Below are 23479 nucleotides of genomic sequence, written 5' to 3' on the forward strand. Positions count from 1 at the left end.
TTTATTTTATCATGCAGTCTGCCCATTGAATAGTTGCAGATTGCGCCAATGTGGGACATCTTATACTATCTACGCTTATCATGAGGCGTTATTCTGCTTTGATTGCCTCCAATTCGTTGATTAATTCATTCGTTTTTTACCAGTTTTACTCAGGCATTTGTCTAAATATGATACAAAACTGCGCTTAATGACTTCGCTAATAGGTGACTATATCTTGTAAGATGTCATGATTGACTATAAAAAACTCAGAATACGCCTGAACAGATAAAACCAATCACTTCTCATATTCCTTTAATACTTTTTAAGATGATTTTTCAAACGCCTATGACAGAACAACCCTACACCCCTATATCGCCAGTATCAAAAGACGCTAACAATATAGTAGTACCTACTACCAATACAAAAAATACTAAGCAAAAAGCACCTGATACCCCAAACCCTATCTTCACAGAAGTTCAGCAAAATTGTCGCATTTCCGCTGAGCAATTAAAACGCTATAGCGACCCTGATGAATTGCCTACAGACACTCGCACTGCGCCTGACTTAGATGTTGGCTTCGGTCAACAACGCGCGCTTAAAGCATTACATACAGCGCTGGATATTAAAGCCAGTGGTTATCATGTGTTTGCCGCTGGTGAAAACGGTTTGGGCAAACGTACTGTCATTAGTCGTCTGTTAACGCGTATTGCCGCCGACGCACCGACGCCAGATGATTGGGTATACGTGCATAATTTTACCGATCCACGCACCCCATTGGCGCTGCGTCTACCAGCTGGTCAAGCCTCGCTATTACAACAGCAAGTTAATAACTTATGGCAGCAAGCAAAAAAGCGTTTAAGCCAACGCTTTCGTAGCGATCAATACCAAAGCAAAATCGAAGCCATCAAAAATAGTACTCATCAAAAAGAAAGTCATGCCTATGACGCGCTTAATGCTGAAGGCAAACAATATGACCTAGCATTGACGTTTCGCTCGTTCGATAATAAAGCCGTATTTGTTCATCCTAGTCAACTGCCTACAGAAAGTAATAGCGATGATAACAAACAGGTAGAAACACCTAGCAATCATAAAAATGCAGAAAAGCTCGATGATAGCGAAAAAGTTAACACTTTGAGCGATGAAGATAATGGGTATAAGGAAAACCAAGATTCTACATATGGCAATAATGAGTATGAAGCTGAGCTGAATAACTTTGTACAAAAGAACCATATGCAAAAGCGCCTGAGTCAACTGACCATCGCTTTAGAGCAGCTAGAAGACGAAGCCAACGATGAGATTGAGGCGTTACATCGTAGTATTGCCCAACGTGCTCTACAGTCATTATTTACCCCTATCTATGAGCAGTTTGCAACTCATTCACTTGTCGTGGCATATCTCAAAGCTGTATTCGATGATATGGTCACTCACGTAGAGCGTATCGTCAATGGCGATGATGAAGAGTTTGTGACGGCAGTATTGGCTACGACGCCCAGTCGTTATGCGGTCAATGTTATTGTCAGTCACACACCTGACAGTGGCGCGCCCGTAGTCTTTGAGGATTTGCCAACCCATCTCAATTTATTGGGGCATGTCGAGCAAATCACCCAATTAGGCACAGTAACCACTGACGTGAGTATGATTCGTGCAGGTGCTCTACATCGCGCTAATGGCGGCTATTTACTATTAGAAGCCAGCCACGTCCTTGAGCATCCTTATGCGTGGCAAGGCTTAAAGCGTGCATTACAATCACGAAAAATCAAACTATCAAGTCTAGAGCAAATGCTGACGCTAACCGGTAGCTTATCTCTTTCACCAGCGCCTATTGATTTAGATATCAAGGTTATCTTGTTAGGTGAAGCAGATTTATATTACGAGCTACTAGAGCTTGAGCCTGAATTTGATGCGGTATTCAAAGTCCGCGCTGACTTTCATGACGATGTGCCTCGTACCATTGAGCATGAATTGGCACTGGTCGCAAAAATGGCCGATATCATCGACCATGCCGACCTTTATCCGTTTGATAGCAGTGCACAGGCCACACTACTTGAGCATTTAAGCCTGCAAGCTGAAGAACAAGATCGCTTAAGCCTACACAGTGACTTGTTGATTAAACTCTTGCATGAATCAAACCGTCACGCTCGCTTAAACAATGAGACTATGGTGACGGCAGATCACGTCACTCAAGCAATCGATGACATGGATGAGCGTTCAGGATATTTGCGCGATCTGTACTGGGATGAGCTGAAAAACGGCCAGCAGTTGATCCAAACGCAAGGCGATGCTATCGGACAAGTTAATGCATTGACCGTGGTCAGTTATGCTGATAGTGAGTTTGGCATGCCAGCACGGCTTACTGCGGTCATTCAGCCCAATATTGGCACAGGTGAAATTCTTGATATTGAGCGTGATGTAGACTTGGGCGGTAGTTTACACGCCAAGGGCATGCTGATTATGACCAGCTATTTGCGCGCGCTATTTAGTCAACATCATGCGCTGAATTTTAGTGCCTCACTGGCATTCGAGCAGAGCTACGCGCAAATCGATGGTGATAGTGCCACTGTGAGCGAAGGCTGTGCATTGCTATCCGCGTTAGCAAACGTCCCCATCAATCAGTCTCTCGCAATTACTGGATCTATGAACCAGTTAGGCGAAGTACAGGCAGTTGGTGGCATCAATGCCAAAATCGCAGGTTTCTTCGACGCCTGCCGCGAGCAAGAGCTAACAGGCGATCAAGGCGTCGTCATTCCGATGGCTAATGTCAAACAACTGATGCTACGTGACGACATTATCGATGCGGTAAATAGAGGCAAATTTCATATCTATGGCGTCTATACTCTAAGTGAGGCCCTGACGTTGATGACTGGTTTGCCCATCGACACCATGAATAAAAAAGGCCGTTATCGTAAAGATACTTTATTTGGCAAAGTATTAAGTCGTCTGATGCTATGGGATGAAAATCAAGAAAGCACTGATGACATCGATGATGAAAAGTCAAAAAAGAAAGCGAAGAAAAAGCGTAAAGAAAAACGTCAAAAGAAAGAAGGTAAGAGAATAAAAGAAAAGCGAAAAGGTGAGAGAAGTGATAAGAAAAGTAGCGAGGAAAGTAACAAGCAAAGCGATGCTGAGCCTATTGATGACACCCTAAGCGATAGCGAGACAACAGCTATCGATGAGGATGGCAATTAAAATGTAAACGGTACTACCGATACGCACGCACATTGCTGTTCGACTAGATTCATTGTTATGTCTATGGCTAGATCGAGCAGCAACCATCGAATAGCAACTATTAAATAAACATACGCATGCATGAACGTCGCTAGACGCTACGCTGCTTTTCTGCGATGATTAACGGTTCCTAATCGAGCAATATCGTGCCAGAAACCGACTTGTAACTTCATAAAGGGTATCTCTTAATGACTGTACATCCTACTGATACTGATAACATCCAAGCTCAGTCTAATCCTAGTGAGCAGGCAGGTGCGCTTGCCGCTGTAGACACTGGTACCTCAAAAGAGGCCAATGCCGCCAATATTAGTGACAATCGACATGGTGCGGCAACGACTGCTCGGCAATGGCAGGTACTATCACAGCTGCAGCGCAATCGCTGGGTAGGCACCACGCATATTTATGAGCAGCTGATGATGGCAGGCTTCGATATCAGCCTACGTACTGTCCAACGCGATTTGAACGCCCTTGCCAAACGCTTCCCTATCGAAAAAAACAATGCCAATCCACAAGGATGGCGCTGGAAAGAAGACGCCCCATTACAAAGCTTGCCGCATATGAACTTATCACAAGCGGTTGCTTTTAATATGGTCGAGGCCAATCTGACCCAGTTACTGCCACCTGTTATTTTAGATGAATTATTTCCTTGGTTTGACTTAGCACGGCGACAGCTTAAAAATAGCAAAGTGACCCACTCTTGGATAGACAGAGTGCGTATCGAGCCTGCCACTCAGCCGCTTATTGCACCAGATATAGATTTGGACAGTAAAGACAATATTTACCATGCTCTATTTTATCAGCTGCAAATTCATGCTTGTTATACTCGTAGCAACAAATTACAAGCCAGCGAATATATCCTAAATCCAATCGCAATTATCCAGCGCGGTGTGATTATCTATCTACTGGCAACTCGTACTGACGATCCAGAAGCCACCATTCGCACCTTTGCATTACATCGTTTTGATAGTGTTGAGATTCTCGAAACCGCTGCAAAAACGCCAGAGAACTTTCAACTCGATACGTATTTGGATGAAGGCAGCATGGGCTTTAGTCACCCACTGTTTGGCGAATTGGACGAGCGTGGCAAGAATACCGCTGTTGAGCTTAGATTCACTAGGCAAGCTGGTAAGAGTCTGACCGAAAGTAAGCTTAATGATAATCAAACCGTGACGCTAAATGAGGATAACACCCTTACTATAAAAGCTACTGTTAACTTGACCTCACAGCTGGTCTGGTGGCTACGCGGATTTGGTAGTGGGTTATTAGATGCTAAGCCTGAACTACTTTATCAAGCAGTATTAGATAAACCTACGACAGCAATCAATGAATGACATCACTGGTATTAAACTTGCTTAAATCACCACTACTCAAGTAAGCAGTCAATAAATCTAGATAACTGTTAAAAACTAAGAATAAAAAAGGAAAGTTATGTCGACCACTGCCCCATCCCCACTGTTGTCAGATAGTTTACGAGGACTTGGACTAGACGCAGGGACTTTGTTCTTTGCGCTCAATTATGAATTTACCAAAATTGAGCCAAAAGGCATGTTTAAGCGCTTCAAAAAAAATCAAAGCGCGATGGATATTGATTTGGCTTGTGTGTTATATGATGATAATTGCGTCATCAGTGACATCGTTTGGTTTAAACAATTACGAGATAAAGCTGAGTCGGTCAAGCATCAAGGAGACAGCTTAAATGGTAAGGATCGCGGCGAGCAAGCCATGTATCTGGCCCCGCTTGATCAAGAGCAAATCAGATTGGAACTCGAAAAAATTCCCGCTCATATCACTCATATTGGTTTAATTGCCAACTCATACCATGGTCATTCGTTTTCTAGGGTGAAAAAAGGCGAAATTCATCTTAGCGATGATGAAGGAAACCGTTGTTTTGAGGTAAACCTTAAGCAGCTTCCACGCGTCTGCACCACGTTATGGGTAGCCCATTTGCGCCGATCTGTTGATGACTGGCATTTAACATTGCAAAACTTACCACTCACTGCAGAAGATCTAGCAGATGCAGCACAAGAAGTAGCTCATGAGTTAGCACGTGCACTGCCTATCCCTCAGGGAATATAAGAGCAACTAGTAATCGCATATAAAAGAGGTCTTGTGCTATGTAAACACAAGACCTCTTTTTATGGTCAAAATATTAACTACGATTAGCTACTAAAAACCTATCTCTCATAAATCACTTCACACTTGCCTATAAAACTTCACCGCAATGCGGACAGAAGTTCTTTTGACGTGTCTCAACTTCTTTCTCACGCCGTTCAAGTTCTTGCTCTCTAAGTACCTGTAAAACGATATTTTGTGCCTGTTCTTTATCTAAACCCAGCTCTCGACGAATTTTATCAATCATCATTTGATTCTGTACCAGATCAAAGTCACTATCAATGAGCTGCTCACGAAAATGCTGTTCAAGCTCTTCACGGCGCTGAGCCAATTCATTCGCTAGTCCTGTCGCTAGAATACCAGCTGGCAGTGCGGCGAGACCCACACCCAATATCGTAATGACCGCACCCAATATTTTGCCCGCATTAGTAATTGGCGTGACATCTCCGTAGCCTACTGTTGTCAGTGTCACCACAGCCCACCACATTGCTTTAGGTATGGACTCAAACTCATCTGGCTGTGCGTGATTCTCTACCAGATAAATACCGCTAGAGGCGGTCACAATCATAATAATGAGAATAAAGATAACAGCCTGAAATGAGCCTCGCTCCTTGCTAATCACAACTAGCAAGATACGCATTGAGGCAAAATAACGCGTCAATTTTAGGATTCGAAACAAACGTAAAATACGCAAGAAACGCAAATCAATATTGACAAAGAAATTCAAAAAGGCGGGCACGATGGCTACTAAGTCAATCAATGCGGATGGGCTTCTAAGCCAATCCCATCGCTGTTTCCACGTTGTGTTATCAGGCTTTGCTTCAGCCACACTCCACAGACGCAATAAGTATTCAATGGAAAAGACAACGATAGAGAAGTTTTCGAATAAGGTGAAGTAATCTTGATAAGGGTAATACCACTGATCGACAGACTCCGCTATCACAGCCGCTACGTTAGTCATAATCAAAAATATAAGAAAATAATCGACGTAACGGCTAAATAACGTGTCATGTTCTTCATTTTGTAAAATATCATAAACAAAATGACGCAAGCGCCGTATAGATTGGAATAACATGCCAGCCCTATGCGGTGAAATACCGATTTAATATTAGTAGAATAAAACAACGGTCAAACAATAAAAACCAAACTTTCATCACAGCACATAGGAGATATTTGCAGCAATCATCCGTGACTTTTATCAGAAACGCTTCATTTCAGTACTGACCTGTCCATTATCAGCCATGACTATCGGCTATACAAAATGCAGATAATAAATATAGACCGATACCAGCAGTATAAACACAATTAGTAGGATAGAGAATCTTAAGAACTGTTCGTCAGCACGAAGCTGCTGGCTAATATCTTGCGCAGGTATCAAAAACAAGTGACATTCAGGACAACAAGAGTCTACCTGATTCAGTATTTTCATCGTACGCGCATTCGTACAGCGTAGAGGGGAGTTACTGCAATAGCCAAGCATAATATATTGCACCTCTTGTTGAATCATAAATAAGAGATACCGACTTACGTCAATGACACTTACTTAAAAAGCAGCTTTTGTTGTGTTTAATTATAGACTGTAGACAATTGAATTACACGTAAATGTAATTTATTGCAGAAACATTGCTACTTTATGCTCAAAACCTTACCAATAATAATGATTTTCGTATTATAATAGAGATTAAATGTTACAGATTAAACTTTAATCATGACATTATGTATCAGTAGCTAATGCCATCCCTCATTAGAAAACTGCTGATAATTTTTTATTACGTTAAGGAATGAAATGATGAAACTACAATCCCTAGTTTTAGCAACTGCTGCTGCACTTACAATGACAACTGCTTTTGCAGTCCCTGCTGGTACTTGGTCTGTTGCTGCTGGCGCACATTATGTTGACCCTAAAAGCGACAACGGTACTCTAGATAACGGTTTATCTGTTGATGTTGATGGCGATGTACGTCCAACTATCAGTGGTGAGTATTTCATCGCTAACAACGTTGGTGTTGAACTGCTAGCTGCTATTCCATTCCATCATGACATCACTCTAAAAACTGGTGATACTACTATTGATGCAGAAACTCAGCACCTACCACCTACTCTATCTGTACAGTATCACTTCGATGGCTATGATCTGCCTATGAACGTGAAGCCTTTTGTTGGTGTTGGTGTAAACTACACAACTTTCTTCAAAGAAAGAATCTACCTTGGTAACGGTAATGATTTAGAGCTTGATGATAGCGTTGGTGTAGCTGGCCATGTTGGTCTTGATATTCCTTTTGCTCCTACCGAAGCTTTCCGTATTGATGCCCGTTATATGGACATCAAAACAGATGCAAGCCTAAACGGTACTGATATCGGTGAAGTTGATATCAGTCCTTGGGTATATGGCGTAGCATTCGTTAAACAGTTCTAATTTAGTAAAGATATCGTGTGTAATAAGAGCCAGCTTGATAGCTGGCTTTTTTGTGCCTACTAGTTACGATTATATTAGTGTTGACCCTAGCTACCAGATAACAGCACACAAAAAAAGACTACCCGTGGGCAGTCTTTTTTAATTGCTAGCTAGCTTTAGATCAAGATACGACGTGGATCTGCCAATAGCGTTGCGATATAACGAGTGAATACAGCAGCGTCTGCGCCATTGATCACACGGTGGTCATAAGACAAAGACAGTGGGAGCATCAAACGTGGCTCAAAGTTTTGCTTTTTGGCATCCCAACGTGGCTGCATACTTGCCTCAGACACACCTAAAATACCAACTTGTGGCCAATTAACTAGTGGCGTAAATGCTGTACCGCCCAAGTTACCTTGGCTCGATATGGTAAAGCTTGCCCCTTGCAAATCTTTGGTACTGAGCTTCTTATCACGAGCTTTTACAGCAAGCTCGCCAATCTCAATCGCAATTTGCTTCAAACCTTTATCTTGTACGTTTTTGATAACAGGTACGATAAGACCATCATCTGTTGCCACAGCAATACCCATATTGACACTTTTACGCAATATAACCTGAGTATTTTCATCGCTCAAATGACTGTTGAATCGTGGATGCTGGGTCAACGCGTAAGCAGTTGCTTTAACCACAAAGGCCAAGATAGTAAAGCCAATACCTTCAGCTTTCATGCCACCTTTTAGCTCACCGCGTAGTTTTTCGGTCTCAGTGATATCAGACAGATCGAACTGCGTTACTTGCGGTAGCAAAGTATTGTAGTTGAGCTGTGGTATCGAGACTTTCTGCAAGCGGCTGAGGTCTTGTGTTTCCGTCTCACCCCAGATCTCAGCGTTACTCATATCAGGTAGTTTCGGTAGACCTGAGCTAACAGGATTACTGCTTACAGGTGCCGCTTTCTGCTTGGTTAGACTGTTTTTAACATGTGCAAACAAGTCTTCTTTTAGAATGCGATCGTTTAGAGCTGAACCATTCACTTGTGTGATATCAACACCCAACTGACGCGCTAGTTTACGGACGGCAGGACCTGCATACACATCAACCAATTTTTCATTGACCTGTGCTTCAGTTAACTTACCCTCTATTTTGCTAGCAGCTGTATCAGTATTGGTCGGTTTGGCAGCTTGTTTTGGCTCACCAGTAGTTTTAGCAGCTGGCTTATCTTCTGTTTTGGCTGGTGCTGATTCTTGTGTCTTAGGCGCTTCAGATTTACTATCACTAGCATCATCTGTACTACTTTCCATGATGACGATAAAGTCCTGACCATTAGCAACCATATCACCTGCTTCGACCAAGATTTTCTCAATCTTACCGGCAACTGGAGCTGGTACTTCAACAGAGGCTTTGTCAGATTCAATCAATAAAATTGACTGATCCGCAGTCACTGTATCGCCCACACTGACCATAATTTCAGAAACTTGCGCTTCATCAACACCTAAGTCAGGTAATGCATGAGTAGTTGCTTTACCAGCATTAGCGGCTGGCTTGGCAGCAGACTCTGATTGCTTTGATTCAGTTGCAGCAGGCTCAGGTTTTGATTCTGGTTTAACATCGTCTGTGCTGTTTGCTTCTTGCTCTTCAGCAGCAGCATTGTCATCGTTGCTTTCTGCGCTATCCTCTGCGCTTTCAAGCTCAATTAGCACCATACCTTCGCTAACTTGATCACCAATAGCAACGCTAATCTTAGTCACTTTACCAGCAGCAGAGCTTGGTACTTCAACCGATGCTTTGTCAGATTCTAATAATACGATGTTGTCGTCTTTTGCAATAACATCACCAACTTCTACCATAATCTCGCTGACTTCGGCGCTATCCACACCTAAATCGGGGGCTTTAATGTCCATGATTTATTTCCTCGTCTTATGGTTATTATTATTTGACATCTTTATCATCAAGTACATTTGCATCTGCTTGATCTTCAGCACGACCTTCATTACTGATTTCATCATCGTCTTCAGCGATAAACTCAGGTACAGGATTTGGATTTACGTTACCTGGCGCTGGTGCATCTGGAGACTGATCATAGTAAGACTGCTGTTGCCATGCAGGTGGATGATCCACATCGATACCTAAGCTTGAAATCGCGTCTTTAACCAAACGCATCTCAACTTCGCCTTCATCGGCTAGGCGTTTAAGCGTTGCCACAACGATATGCGCCGCATCAACGTTAAAGAAACTGCGTAGGTTTTCGCGTGTATCAGAACGGCCATAACCATCGGTACCCAGAGTCGTGTAAGGACGGTTGTCTGGTAACCAAGCACGAATCTGCTCTGAGTAGTTACGCATATAATCTGTCGCTGCAACCACGATACCTTCGTGCGGTGCTAACTGCTCAGTAACCCAAGGCACTTTCTCTTCGTCCATTGGATGTAGACGGTTGTAGTCATCACAAACCATACCATCACGAGTCAACTCATTAAAGCTGGTTACGCTCCAAACGTTAGACGTAATATTGAACTCGTCTTTTAGTATCTGTGATGCCTTCTGTACTTCGCGCAAGATAACACCAGAGCCTAATAACTGTACTTGTGTTGAACCATTGTCTTCAAGCAAGTACATACCACGTTTGATACCTTCTTCGGCACCTTCTGGCATAGCAGGTTGCTCGTAGTTTTCGTTCATCAACGTCAAGTAATAATAGACACGCTCGCCTTCACCATACATACGGCGTAGACCGTCATGCATGACCACAGCTAGCTCATAACCGAAGCAAGGATCATAGCTGACGCAGTTTGGCACGACATTGAACAGAATCTGTGAATGACCATCTTGATGCTGCAAGCCTTCACCATTAAGCGTTGTACGACCAGCAGTTGCGCCTAACAAGAAGCCTTGTGCTTGACAATCACCTGCTGCCCAAGCCAAATCACCCACACGTTGGAAACCAAACATTGAGTAATAGATATACATCGGAATCATCGGTAGCGCGTTCACAGAATAACTGGTTGCCAATGCAATCCAAGTACTCATTGCGCCTGCTTCGTTGATACCTTCTTCTAACATGTGACCATCGATAGCTTCTTTATAGCCCATCAACGCTTCACTGTCTTCTGGCGTATATTTTTGGCCAACAGCCGAGTAGATACCTAACTGACGGAACATACCTTCTAGACCGAAAGTACGCGCTTCGTCAGGTACGATTGGTACGACACGATCTTGAATGTCTTTGTTTTTGAGCATTGCAGATAGCAATCGCACAAATACCATCGTCGTCGATTGCTCTTTACCATTGCTACCTTTTAATACCCGATCGAACATTGATAGTTCAGGGATATTTAGTGGAATATGACCACTACGGCGGTTTGGTAGATGACCACCTAACGACTCACGACGACCTTTTAGATACTTCATCTCTGCCGAACCTTCTTCAGGGCGGTAGAATGGTAGAGTCTCTAACTGCTCATCAGTAAATGGCAAATCAAAACGATCACGGAAATACATCAACGCTTCTTGATCAAGCTTTTTCACCTGATGCGATTTGTTGACTGCTTGCGTTTGGGCAGACAAGCCATAACCTTTAACGGTCTTAACCAAAATAACTGTCGGCTGGCCTTTGGTTTTCATAGCTTCGCTAAAGGCAGCATAAACTTTAACTGGATCATGGCCACCACGGTTCAGACGCGAGATTTCTTCGTCAGTCAACGCATCTGCCATCTCTTCTAGCTCTGGATATTTACCAAAGAACTCTTTGCGAGTAAATTCAGGCGTACGAGCTTCATATAGCTGATACTCACCATCCACCACTTCTTCCATACGTTGTTTAAGGACACCCGTATGATCTTTACCAAGTAATGAATCCCAGTTGCCACCCCAAATAACTTTGATAACTCGCCAGCCTGCGCCGCGGAATACTGACTCTAGCTCTTGAATGATTTTACCGTTACCACGGACTGGACCATCAAGACGCTGCAAGTTACAGTTAACTACCCATATTAGATTGTCCAACTTCTCACGACCTGCCAGAGAAATAGCACCTAAGCTTTCTGGCTCATCCGTTTCACCATCACCCAAGAATGTCCAAATCTTACGACCTTCTTTTTCTAGCAATCCACGGTTTTCCATATAGCGATGTACATGGGCGTGATAGATAGACATGATTGGGCCAAGTCCCATCGATACCGTTGGGAACTGCCAGTAATCAGGCATTAGATATGGATGCGGATAGCTTGATAGACCTTTGCCGCCTACTTCACGACGGAAATTATCGAGCTGATCTTCGGTCAAACGACCTTCTAAATAAGAGCGTGCATAGATACCTGGTGCTGAGTGACCTTGATAATAGATCATGTCACCACCGAAGTGATCGCTAGCGGCGCGGAAGAAATGGTTAAAACCCGTTTCATAAAGCGTTGCACTAGAGGCGAATGTCGCTAAGTGACCACCCAAATCATCGTCATTTTTATTGGCACGCATAACCATAGCAAGTGCGTTGTAGCGAATTAACGCACGTATCTTACGCTCCATGCCTAGATCGCCTGGGTACATTGGCTCATCTTCAACAGCGATACTATTGACGTACGCAGTGTCTAGTCTGTTGAACGGCAACCCTTCTTGAACTGCCATATTGTATAAGGCTTTTAGGAGGAACTGAGCACGGTCCTTGTCTGCGTGTTTAACCACAGACTCAAAGGCTGCCAGCCATTCCTGAGTTTCGGTGCTATCAGCATCCTTATAATAATTCATTCTTGTTAATCCTTTTATATCAGTCATACCTACCTAATGGCAGGGCTTCATTGAAAAATGCATGATGAGAGATTGGTTTACTTATGACATCCTTGCTACGTCCAAGCATTCCATTGTTTTGTGCGATGATATACAGCTTGATTATAAAAATAGTATTACTCATATCGACAAATGCATCAAATCAACACACCTGCCAGATCGTCATAATGCTACGACTATTCTATTCAAACGTTAATTACTATGACATTCCATTATAGGCGTTTACGCGCTGGTTGTTTATGGCTGTAGAGAAATGAAGAAATCGCAAGTATTTTTTAAATAAATAATGATTAGTTGTTAGGTAAATATTATTTATTAATAGCTCTGCGGAATATGATTGATTGACTATACAACATACGGTAACTGGTCATGACAAAAACGCCATTCATCTATTTAATATGATTTTTACAAAAATATTACTTAAAATACAAAATATGTATAACACATTTTTTTTTGGTAAATAAACGTTTACATTAGGCTTTAATATATAGGAATATTGAGATGCAAAAGGTAGAACGACTTTTGAATTCAACGAAAAAGCATTTATTCAATAAATATATATGTCAGATAATGACATTGCTTGCTGCTATTCCTATGTTTTTTATTAGTAATGTAGCTTTTGCTGAAGCTGATCCCGTATGTCCAAGTGGACATGCTATGTATTATTTAGGTTCTAAGAGTACTACAACAGCACCTAAGGCTACTTTGAGTTGGTCAGCAGCAGGCAACTCTAGTACCACTTATAGCTTTGACAGTGGTCTTAAACTTGTCTTATCTTTTTCCGATATTAACTTTGTTAGGACTGGCTATCCAGAAGTTAGCAGTTTTACTGGTGTTACTACCAATGCTCTTAACATGCGTCATAGCAGCGAAAAAATCGATGTGAATCACAGGTTGACGGCCACTATTAATAAACCCGTTACAAAATACGGTTTTGTCGTTCAAGACTTGGATGCGAATGCTGCTGGAAGATACACTGAGTCGGTATCAATTGTTACTACAGGTGGTTCTTTTAGCAATTTTGCTAATAACTTTACCGTATCTAATTCAAATAAAACGATTACTGCAAACCAGTGGACCAATTGTAGTCCCACTCTTCCCTGTAATTTTAATATTGAATGGGAGGCCCAAGCAGCAAATACACCGTTTATTACGACTCATGGTAATAATTATGCTAGTGCCTCTACAACTACATCAACAGGTGATCATGTAGTAGGTTATTCAGACTTCTATTTCTGTCTGGCACCGCCTAAGCTCATCGTAAAAAAAGCGTTGAGTAGTACACGTGTCAACACTAACGACCAATTTGAAATAGCAGTTAGTGGTGGATCATTAGCTGCTAATAGCTTTACTACTACTGGTACAGGCTCGACCATCACTAACGGAACCAGTACAACGCTTACATTAGCAGATAGCACAAGTTATACCATTACTGAGCGTGTGATGAATGGTACTACACTAGGTGACATAGCCAACTATAGTGCGACTTATATTTGTAGTAATGCTACGACAGGTAGTACTACAGTCATGCCTACCTCAGCAATGAGCTATAATGCTTCAGCCAAGACTCGTTCATTTACGCTTAGTAATGCCACCTATGGCGATGATATTACGTGTACTATTACTAATACTGCAAACTATGTGTTCTCAGGCACCGTATTTAACGATAACGGTAACGTTGTAAGCCCAAATAAAGACGATGTATCAGATAAATACCTAAATAATAGCCTCTATTTCAATGGCAAATACGATTCAACAACTGAATCTGGTATTCCCTTTACTACGGGTCATACCATTACTCTAAACAAATGTACAGGTGATAGTGGTACGTTCTCACCTCAGACGGTAAACATTGGTAATAATGGAACCTATAGTTTTAGCTTGACGGCAGCACAAGTAGGTAGTTATACAAGGCTTTGCGTTACTCAAAATGAGCCTAGCAACTATACATATTCTGTAGATACTACAAGCAATGTCCTACAAATAGACATTACTAACAGTAAATATAACTACCCTAGCAATGATTTCGGTGATGTTGTTCCAGAAAATACTGCCTTGGTATTAATCAAAAGTCAGTATGTCCATGACTGTAGCCTAAATAACCTTGCCACCATTGGTGTTAATTATGACGGTAGTGCTAGTAGTGCGTATAGTACAAAACCAATATCTAACATTATCCCTGGACAATGTATCGCTTATAGAATTGAAGCTATAAATCGCGGTAATGTTTCCTTAGCAGATATTGTTATTAAGGATACGCTACAGAGTAAAAATGACTCTAATAATTCATCGATTACCTCTACTTTAGCAAATCCAACACCTATTGGTGAAAATAGTGGTACTCCATCATTTGCAACAAATTCGGTATCTATTGGCAACAACGGTACAGTTACTACCAATACTTTTTCTTTAGGTACTACCACCACTACTCGTCGTCAGGCCATTCGTTTTAATACTAAATATGGTACTACCATTAGTAACTAAACACCTGTTTATTAAACTTTTACTCAAGCCCTGTCTAGCCAGATAGGGCTTTTACCGTTTGTATACTCCAAAATGCCAGTTGTCATTTTTGTGATGATTAATTGTATTAATTACGTGAAAATAGAAGAAAGGGAGATAGATACCTTTTAAAACGACGAATGATATTAGATTACTAGCTCCTCCATCATGATATACGACGTTCGCTTTTTACTGATAGTCATGTTCTAAGAAAGGATTTTATATGAAACGTTTTAACCTCTTACATAATGTCATGCTAGCAACTTTTGCCTCTGCTTGTTTGCTAGGTACTGCTCATGCTGACGACGCTCTAAAAATGGAACTGACTGCTAATCAGGTCATTAAGAATGCGGACGGCAAAACAGTATATTCACCAGTACGTACAGCACCAGCTGGTACTGTCATTCAATACAAAGCAACTTATACCAATACCATCAATAAAGACATTAATGATCTGATGGTGACACTGCCTATCCCTGCAAACATGACTTTTACTGGTGAGGCAAATCCTGCAAGCGCACAAGCCAGTACTGATGGCAAGAACTATGCTGATATGCCGCTAATGCGCAAGGTCGATGGCAAAATGGTTAAAGTGCCGTATTCTGAATACCGTACCTTACGCTGGAATATCAAGTTGTTACCAGCTAAGAAATCAGCTGCTGTGGCTTTAAACACTACTGTTAACTAATTAACAGAAGGTTAAACCTTTATTTTTCACCCTTCCATTATTAATTCGGCCTTTTACTATCCATTTTGGAGTACTACATGAAATCAAATACTTTTAACTATAGCTTGCTTGCTGTCGGTATTGCCGCAGTAATGGGTATCTCTGGTGGTGCTAATGCAGCTACTCCTAATACTACTGGTGGTGTTAGTGCAGGTGCTGCTGCTATCAATAACGTTGCAACCGCAAACTACAGTGTTGCTGGTATCGCTCAGCCAAACGTGTCGTCAAACATCGTAACTGTCAACGTTAGCGAAACGGCCAACTTTTCACTCACGTCGACTATTGATGATGGCAGCATTGGTGACGATATTGCTATCAATCAGACTGCTACGCCAGGTGGTACGACTACCTTTACTCATAACTTAACCAACACGGGTAACGTTACTGATACTTATACCATTAATACCACAGGTAATGACTCAGCACTAGTAACGGCTACTCCAGACTATGCGTTAGGTACTGCGCCTGTTACGTTTACTATTGTACAAGCAGATGGTACTCCTTTGACTTCTGCTCAAGTAACCGCTTTAAATGGTCAAGCACAGACAGGTACAGTAGCCAATGGTGGTACTATTAAACTACAGCCAGGCACTAGAGCTAATCTAAGCTACGAAGCAGCTACGCCAGACACTCGTAACGGTAATGACAAAGGCGTTGGTACGTTAACAGCAACCAGTACTTTCTTTACTGCTAATCTTCCAGCAAATGCGACGTTGGTGAACGAAAACCAAACTATCGTGAGATTGCCTACCTTTAAAATTGCAAAAACAGCGACCAGTACTGTCGACTTGACAGTGGCTAATCCGCAGATCAACTATACTATCGTAGTCACTAACGTGGATACTGAGTATAGTACTGCTGCGACTGATATTGTCATCAGGGATGTCCTTCCTGCAGGTTTGAGTTTGCCTAATGGCACAGCCTCAGACGTGACCGTAACTGGTGCTGGCACTGCTACGATTTCTACTGTTGGTACTCGACAAGCTATTAATGTTGCCGTAGCAAACTTAGCCGTTGGCGCAAGTCGCACAATTACTTTCACAGTTAATGTCGATAAAACTCAGTATACAGCTGCTAATAGTTCAGCAACGAACAACGTGGAAGTCTACGATAAGTTCATCGGTGCGGTTAGTCCGTTAATTGCTGCTCCTGTACTTGGTACTGACTATAATATTTTGGATAGTACAAATAACAATATAGATGTGACTAGAGTTCCTGCTGCTGCAGATCAAGCTAACGGCGCTGGTATAGATACTGCTGGTGTTACTAACTTCACCAGACGAGCGGTTGTAGTGAGCAATCCAACGACTAGAGAGATTGCCCCTGCCTCAGGTACTGCTAATCAAGCTATTCACTCAACTCTTATTACCAACAGCGGTCAAGATGCTGAAGGTACCAATGCTAACCCATTGACCTTTACTATTGCTGATGGTGGCAACAATGCGGCTGTCAGACCTGTTACTGGTCCTGTTAGTGTTACTTATACGCCGCCTGGTGGTGGAGCTCCGGTTACTATAACACTGCAACCTACCGTTGCTGGTGGTAATACGTACACTCTTAATAGCTCTACACTACCAACCGCTCAATTTCCAAATGGTATTGCACCTGGTGGTACATTAGCGATCAACTATAATGTGTCTTCAGGCAATGTAACTACTCCTACAACTGTTGCTGACGCTGCTGCTGTCGGTAGCACTGAAACGACTATCGTAACTCTGACCCCAGCTGGCACTAATCCACCTGCTGTGACTTCAGTGACTGATACGACTAATGTTAGAGGCTTAAGTTTAGTGAAGGCTCAATCATTAGATGCGACTTGTTCAGGTACGGTTGCTTCAAGTACCTTTGTTCAAACTGCTATTGATGCAACCCCTGATCAATGTGTTATCTATCGTATTCAGGCGACTAACACTTCTTCAGCAGCATTAGGTTTTAATCTTACTGGTGTAACGATTTCGGATTTGTTGTCTAACTTTTCAGCTGGTGCGGATTTAGTAGCTAATTCACCTGCTACTTCTGCTACTACGTCATCTACTGCAGGCACAGCTAGTACTACCAGTACTGCGGTTCTTGGTACTAACTATACATTAGTTCCTGGCGGCGTTGGCACCTTGACCTTTAAGATCAAAATTAAAAATGCTCGTTAATTTATATTTAATATTACAAAGTCTATAAGCTTCACAAGACGCTTATAGACTAACTATCCAGCTTGACCTAATTGATTTTGGTTAGCCAAGCTGGAGCGTTACTACCCTACCCCTTTATATTTTATTGGATAAGCGACATATGACTAAATCTTTAATGACACTGTCTAATCGTGCTACGTTGCATACAGCGAAGATCTCTGCGCTGTCATTTGCAATGTTGCTTATGCAATCAAATACCGCATCTGCTGCAACTGATTCATTGGTACAGCTGATCAATAACACTGCTCAAGCCAGCTACAACGTTGACAGTGAGACCAGCACGACTATCAGTACTGACTCAAACCAAGTACAAGTAAAAGCCTCAAATTTACCTGAATATGGTATCAGTTTGACTCAGCATGCTTTACGTACAGTCATGCCTAATACACAGGTAAGTTGGGTCAACGTACTGAGTAACGCCAGCTATAGTGATCAGACTGTTGAATTGACACTTGCTATATCGCCAACTGTCTCTAATTTAAAAGTCTATCAAGATCTTAATAATAACGGAGAAGTCGATTCAGAAGATCGACAAATCATGCTCGTTAACCTGAGCGCTCAGATCAAACTTGGTCAGAGTGAGAGTATTCAGCTTATCGTACAGGCTCTATCAGATGCCGACGGTGAAGATGGCGATACCGCTGATGTGAAGATTGGCGCTATCATATTAGAAGACCCATCAATAGCAGCTGTTGAAGCAATTGACAGACTGGTTATTGTTGAACCTAAAATCAACTTTACTACCCCTCAATTTGACGGTACTAAAACCACCTCGCAAATCGGGGACAACGTTTATATTGATGCCAGTTACGCGCAGTGTAACGTGCAATCTGATAAACCTGATCAAGTATGGATTACTGTTAAGTCGCCAATGACTGGTGATACCTACTCTCTTAAAGGAATTGAAACTGGTAATAATACAGGCAAATATCACTTATCTGTACCAACACAGAATAATGCCAATGCTATTGACGATAAACTGATTCAGACATTGGTCGACGATACGTTGACTGCTGAGTTAACAGCTTGTATTGCTCCTTCTGTTGGCACAGGTGCTGATCAGCTACCAAATGATAGCGATTTTACTGTACGTATCGATGATCTGAGCTCTCAAGTAAACATCATCGATAATAATGCAAGCCTAGTCGTCACTAAAGAAAGCGATGTCAAAACTGCAGAGCTTGGTGATTATGTCAGCTATACCATCGATATTACCAATAACGGCAAATCGACTGCTTACGATGTACAACTAAAAGACGCTTTACCACGTGGTTTTGACTACGTTGAGAACAGTGTACGTGTTAGTCCAACGACTAATCTTGATATCAATCAAGCACAGACTACCGAGTTTAAAGCTGATGGTAAATATCAGGTATTGAACTTAGGAAACATGGCAGTTGGCGAAAGTAAAAAAATTACTTATCGTGTGCTCATAGGTGCGTCATCACTAGGCGGCGATGGTATCAACCGCGCCACCGCAGCTGCTAGAAATGACCAAGGTCAAAGCGTAGGCTCAAGAGAAGCTCAGTGGAAAATTGATGTAGAACGCGGAGTGATGAATACCGACGGTATTATCGTCGGCAAGGTCTATCACGATATCAACCGCGACGGTATTCAGCAAAAAGAAGACGGCGAACTTGGTGTCGCTGGTGTACGTATCTATATGGAGAACGGCAACTTCATCGTGACTGATCCTGAAGGTAAATATAACTTCTATGGTATCAGTGCCAAAACACACGTACTAAAGGTCGATCGTACTACTATCCCTAGAGAGACTGAACTGGTTACCCAAAGCAATCGTAATGCTGGTGATGCCGGTAGTCGTTTTGTTGATTTGAAGTACGGCGAATTACATCGTGCGGATTTTGCAATCGTTGCTGGCATGGCAGATAGCACTGAACGCTTAAACGCTGAGCTAATTGCTCGTAGCAAATTAGTAGAAGCTAAAAATGACACGTTAGAGCAAGCGGTAAAAACCGAGCTGACTTTAGATCCTGATTATGATACCGATACTACTGACAATGTAGATGCTAGTGGTTGTAACATCAATGGTGACTTAGACCTTGGTAATAACTGTGATTCGGCTATCGTTAATGACATGGCCAATCCAGTAGATAGCCGTGTTGATATGACAGTGACCACTGTTGCTCCGCCAGTAGAAAAAGAGCTCGAAGAATACTTAAAAGAAGTGGCGAGTAACGATGTTGCCTTCATTAACCTAAACGAAGGTCAGCAGCTTAGCACTTATAAACAAATGGTACAGGTTCAGGCACCGCTTGGGTCTGTGTTCACACTATATGCCAACGGCAAAGCTGTATCAGAACAAAAAATAGGTAAAACTGCTGAGCAAGAAAAACAGAATGTAACGGCTTTCGATTACTATGCTGTTGATTTACAGCGCGGCAAGAACACATTACGCGGTGTTGCGACTGATATAAATGGTCAGATCATCTCTGAGCAGACGATTAAGGTATTAACTCCTGATAGCCTACAAGCTATCGACTACCGTACCCAAGCACAATTAGTTCCAGCTGACGGTATTAGTGAATACCAAGTCGTCATCAGCCTAAAAGATCGCGATAATCGTCCTTATATTGGTACTACTTCTCTTACGCTTGATACTAATATCGGTCGTATCAATTTGGAAGACAGCAGCAAAGATCAAGCTGGCACCCAAGTGACTGTATCAGGTGGTGAGCTACTCATACCAGTCATCGCGTCAAGCGTACCAGGTAAGGGCGAGCTAGTAATTGACACTGGTAGCAGCAAACAAATCATTCCGTTACAGTTTACTGCTCAACTACGTCCACTACTCGCTGTTGGTATTGTAGAAGGTGCTATTTCACTAAAAGACTTTGATGGTAGCAGCATTACCGATGCTCAAGGTGCGTTTGAGCAAGAGCTAAATGACTTTGCTGGTAATGATGATTACACAGCTTCTGGTCGTGCCGCAATGTTCCTAAAAGGAAAAGTGCGCGGTGACTACCTGCTAACGCTTGCTTATGATAGTGATAAAAAAGGCGAGCGTTTGTTCCGTGATATCGAGCCGGGCGAATACTATCCTGTCTATGGCGACTCATCAGCTAAAGGCTTTGATGCTCAGTCTACTAGCAAGCTTTACGTGCGCCTTGATAAAGGTCGTTCGTTCGCTATGTATGGTGATTTGAAAACTCAGATTGATGATGACGAAGGTATCAAGCTTGGTCAATACAACCGTACATTAACTGGTCTAAAAGCTCAATTTGAAGATAGCAATACTCGTGTTACTGCCTTTTTAGCAGAAACCAGTACTAGCCAACGTGTAAATGAGACTCGCGGTTTAGGCATTTCAGGCCCATATCCATTGGCTGAGAACTTCGATGCGGTATTAGAAAACTCTGAAACAGTTGAAGTTATTACTCGTGATGCCAACAACCCTGGGCTTATTATCAATCGTGAGACGCTTACTCGCTTTGCTGATTATGAGATTGACCCTATCAGCCGCAGCTTATTCTTGACGGCACCGATTGCTAGTCAGGATATCGAAGGCAATCCTATCTATATCCGTGTCACTGTCGAAGTTGATGAAGGTGGTGAGGATTACTTCGTTGGTGGTATTGCCGCGAAACAGCAACTAACGGATAAAGTCGCCATCGGTGGTAGCTATGTGAATAGCGATGACCCATTGAATAAAGAAGAGTTAGCTAGTGTTAATAGTGTTGTTAAATTCAATGATAAGCTAAAGCTGGTCGCTGAATATGCGATGAACAAAGCTGAGAACCCAAATTTTCAGTCAAGCAATCAAATCAACACGACAGAATTGACTGATAGTGACGTTGAAGGTAACGCATTACGTATTGAGCTTGATTTTGATAATAAGAAAAATACGCGAGCTAAAGCTTATTATAATGATGCTGATGAAGGTTTTGTCACTGGTGCATCACCGCTTACCGCTGGACGTACTGAATCTGGTGTAGAGGTTACTCATACTCTAAATGATAAGAAAACTGCTCTTAAGTTAGAAGGTATACGCACAGAAGAGCATACTACTGACGCTAGCCGCGAAGGCGTGCAGGCAAGCGTTGAGCATCGTTTAAGCGAAAACATCGTTGGTGAAATTGGGGTTCGTTATTACAAACAAGACGCGACTGCTGCCTCACGTAATACTCAAGCCGCGACAGACGTTGTAGATATTACAGACGACACTTTGTTTAATGATGACATTATCAATCAGTCAGCGTTGAGCAGCGTTAGTAACGCTGAAGAAGATATTGAAGGTACGACTGTTCGTGCTCGTGTTACCTCTCGTCTACCTAAGTTGAATAACAGCTTGGTATTTGCAGAGTATGAGCAAGATATCGAAAACAGCTCACGTAATGCAACTTCTATCGGTGGTGAGACACCACTCGGAAATCTAGGTCGACTATACGCACGTCATGATTTGATTAATAGCCTATCTGGTACTTATGGTCTTGATGATACAGATGAGCGTCAACGTACCACTGTTGGTTTTGATGCCACTTACATGAAAGATGGTAAGGTTTATAGCGAATACCGCATGCGTGACGCCATCAGTGCACGTGAGGCAGAAGCAGCTATTGGTCTAAAAAACAAGTGGTATGTTCAAGAAGGTTTAACCTTAAACACTTTATTTGAGCGTGTTGAATCTCTGGAAGGTGAAGAAAGTAACACTGCAACAGCGGCAGGTATCGGTGTTGAATATCTTGCCAAAGAGAATTATAAGGCATCGGGACGTTTTGAAAAACGTTGGGGCGAAACAAGTGATACGCTACTTGGTAGTGCTGGTATCGCCTATCGCTATACTGATGAGGTTACCTTCTTAGCCAAAGACATCTATTCACGCACTGACTATAGTGATGGTGATCGCACTATCAATCGTTTTCAGCTAGGTGCTGCATATCGTGACTACGATAGCAATCAGTTAGATATGCTTGCAAAATTCGAATATCGTTTGGATGATAACAATACTGGCGATGACGCTTATCAAAAAGACACCATGATTTGGTCATGGAATGGTAATTACCATCCTACGCGTCCTTTAACGTTGTCTGGACGTTATGCTGGTAAGTATACAGAATATGAAGCAGATAGCTTAACCAACGATAACACGGCTCACGCTGTTTATGGCCGCGGTCTTTATGACATCAGTGAGCGCTGGGATATTGGTTTACAAGCAGGGACTTATTGGAATGATCAAGCAAATGACTTAACTTATATGCTTGGTGCAGAAGTGGGTTATAGCCCAATGACCAACCTTTGGTTATCACTTGGTTATAACTTCATGGGCTTTGAAGATGAAGATATTGCTTATGACGACAGTACTCAGCAAGGTGCTTACTTTAGATTGCGCTTTAAGTTCGATGAAGACTTATTTAAACGTGAAGACCCACGTAAGAACCAACGTCTGAGCAGCAATTCTGCATTTTAATTGTTTTATACTAATGATACTGTCGTAAGTACAACCTTATGACAGTATCATGATTGTCTTATGACAAATTATTTTGTCATTCAATAAACAATTAGGTCAGCCCTAGTAATGGTAAATAATACCAACGTTTATTACCTTAACATAAGGTT

The 23479-nt window shown here is 42.2% G+C and carries 11 protein-coding genes; 8 read left to right on the top strand and 3 right to left on the bottom strand.

The annotated features are described in order from the left end of the window. Nucleotides 1–324: 324 nt before the first annotated feature. The 3 genes from ACHEVO_RS05165 to ACHEVO_RS05175 all read left to right on the top strand — a co-directional run bounded on the left by ACHEVO_RS05165 (nucleotide 325) and on the right by ACHEVO_RS05175 (nucleotide 5280). Nucleotides 325–3165: an AAA family ATPase gene (locus ACHEVO_RS05165; protein WP_394124185.1), complete on the top strand. Its 2841-nt coding sequence runs from the start codon at nucleotides 325–327 to the stop codon at nucleotides 3163–3165. Between the two features lie 227 nt (nucleotides 3166–3392). Next, the gene (locus ACHEVO_RS05170) at nucleotides 3393–4535 is read left to right on the top strand and encodes a helix-turn-helix transcriptional regulator (RefSeq protein WP_394124186.1); all 1143 of its coding nucleotides are present in this window, start codon (nucleotides 3393–3395) and stop codon (nucleotides 4533–4535) included. A 97-nt stretch (nucleotides 4536–4632) separates the two neighbouring features. Then, the gene (locus tag ACHEVO_RS05175; protein ID WP_394124187.1) at nucleotides 4633–5280 is read left to right on the top strand and encodes a TerD family protein; all 648 of its coding nucleotides are present in this window, start codon (nucleotides 4633–4635) and stop codon (nucleotides 5278–5280) included. Nucleotides 5281–5407: 127 nt separating this feature from the next. Here ACHEVO_RS05175 and ACHEVO_RS05180 read toward each other — a convergent pair whose 3' ends face one another. Beyond that, complete coding sequence (locus ACHEVO_RS05180) at nucleotides 5408–6391, bottom strand: ion transporter (protein WP_057759421.1); 984 nt, start codon at nucleotides 6389–6391, stop codon at nucleotides 5408–5410. Between the two features lie 714 nt (nucleotides 6392–7105). Between ACHEVO_RS05180 and ACHEVO_RS05185 the strand changes: the two genes are divergently transcribed. Further along, nucleotides 7106–7732: an OmpW/AlkL family protein gene (locus ACHEVO_RS05185; RefSeq protein WP_379544075.1), complete on the top strand. Its 627-nt coding sequence runs from the start codon at nucleotides 7106–7108 to the stop codon at nucleotides 7730–7732. A 155-nt stretch (nucleotides 7733–7887) separates the two neighbouring features. Here the strand turns inward: ACHEVO_RS05185 and ACHEVO_RS05190 are convergent, their stop codons facing one another. Then, on the bottom strand, nucleotides 7888–9609 hold the full coding sequence (locus ACHEVO_RS05190; RefSeq protein ID WP_394124188.1) for a 2-oxo acid dehydrogenase subunit E2: 1722 nt from the start codon (nucleotides 9607–9609) through the stop codon (nucleotides 7888–7890). Nucleotides 9610–9637: 28 nt separating this feature from the next. Beyond that, nucleotides 9638–12448, bottom strand: a complete 2811-nt coding sequence (aceE, locus tag ACHEVO_RS05195) for a pyruvate dehydrogenase (acetyl-transferring), homodimeric type (RefSeq protein WP_191115074.1) — start codon at nucleotides 12446–12448, stop codon at nucleotides 9638–9640. A gap of 609 nt (nucleotides 12449–13057) precedes the next feature. On the opposite strand from aceE, the gene ACHEVO_RS05200 reads away from it, so the two are divergent. From ACHEVO_RS05200 to ACHEVO_RS05215, 4 genes are all read left to right on the top strand, one after another. Next, on the top strand, nucleotides 13058–14971 hold the full coding sequence (locus ACHEVO_RS05200; protein WP_394124189.1) for a hypothetical protein: 1914 nt from the start codon (nucleotides 13058–13060) through the stop codon (nucleotides 14969–14971). A gap of 241 nt (nucleotides 14972–15212) precedes the next feature. Then, a complete protein-coding gene (locus ACHEVO_RS05205) occupies nucleotides 15213–15677 on the top strand; it encodes a hypothetical protein (protein ID WP_296207876.1) in 465 nt (154 codons plus the stop codon). A 77-nt stretch (nucleotides 15678–15754) separates the two neighbouring features. Next, entirely contained in the window at nucleotides 15755–17863 is a 2109-nt protein-coding gene (locus ACHEVO_RS05210) for a beta strand repeat-containing protein (RefSeq protein ID WP_394124190.1), read from the top strand. Nucleotides 17864–18002: 139 nt separating this feature from the next. Further along, nucleotides 18003–23330 (top strand): SdrD B-like domain-containing protein, encoded by a 5328-nt coding sequence (locus ACHEVO_RS05215; protein WP_394124191.1) that lies wholly within the window; start codon nucleotides 18003–18005, stop codon nucleotides 23328–23330. The last annotated feature ends 149 nt before the right edge of the window (nucleotides 23331–23479 follow it).

The sequence above is a fragment of the Psychrobacter nivimaris genome (genome assembly GCF_043419765.1).
GTDB lineage: Bacteria > Pseudomonadota > Gammaproteobacteria > Pseudomonadales > Moraxellaceae > Psychrobacter.

Excerpts from the sequence above, each read along its gene's own strand:
- ACHEVO_RS05185 (WP_379544075.1), top strand. The coding sequence starts at position 7,106 with ATGAAACTACAATCCCTAGTTTTAGCAACTGCTGCTGCACTTACAATG.
- ACHEVO_RS05210 (WP_394124190.1), top strand. The coding sequence starts at position 15,755 with ATGAAATCAAATACTTTTAACTATAGCTTGCTTGCTGTCGGTATTGCC.
- aceE (WP_191115074.1), bottom strand. The coding sequence starts at position 12,448 with ATGAATTATTATAAGGATGCTGATAGCACCGAAACTCAGGAATGGCTG.
- ACHEVO_RS05165 (WP_394124185.1), top strand. The coding sequence starts at position 325 with ATGACAGAACAACCCTACACCCCTATATCGCCAGTATCAAAAGACGCT.
- ACHEVO_RS05170 (WP_394124186.1), top strand. The coding sequence starts at position 3,393 with ATGACTGTACATCCTACTGATACTGATAACATCCAAGCTCAGTCTAAT.
- ACHEVO_RS05215 (WP_394124191.1), top strand. The coding sequence starts at position 18,003 with ATGACTAAATCTTTAATGACACTGTCTAATCGTGCTACGTTGCATACA.
- ACHEVO_RS05175 (WP_394124187.1), top strand. The coding sequence starts at position 4,633 with ATGTCGACCACTGCCCCATCCCCACTGTTGTCAGATAGTTTACGAGGA.
- ACHEVO_RS05205 (WP_296207876.1), top strand. The coding sequence starts at position 15,213 with ATGAAACGTTTTAACCTCTTACATAATGTCATGCTAGCAACTTTTGCC.
- ACHEVO_RS05200 (WP_394124189.1), top strand. The coding sequence starts at position 13,058 with ATGACATTGCTTGCTGCTATTCCTATGTTTTTTATTAGTAATGTAGCT.
- ACHEVO_RS05190 (WP_394124188.1), bottom strand. The coding sequence starts at position 9,609 with ATGGACATTAAAGCCCCCGATTTAGGTGTGGATAGCGCCGAAGTCAGC.
- ACHEVO_RS05180 (WP_057759421.1), bottom strand. The coding sequence starts at position 6,391 with ATGTTATTCCAATCTATACGGCGCTTGCGTCATTTTGTTTATGATATT.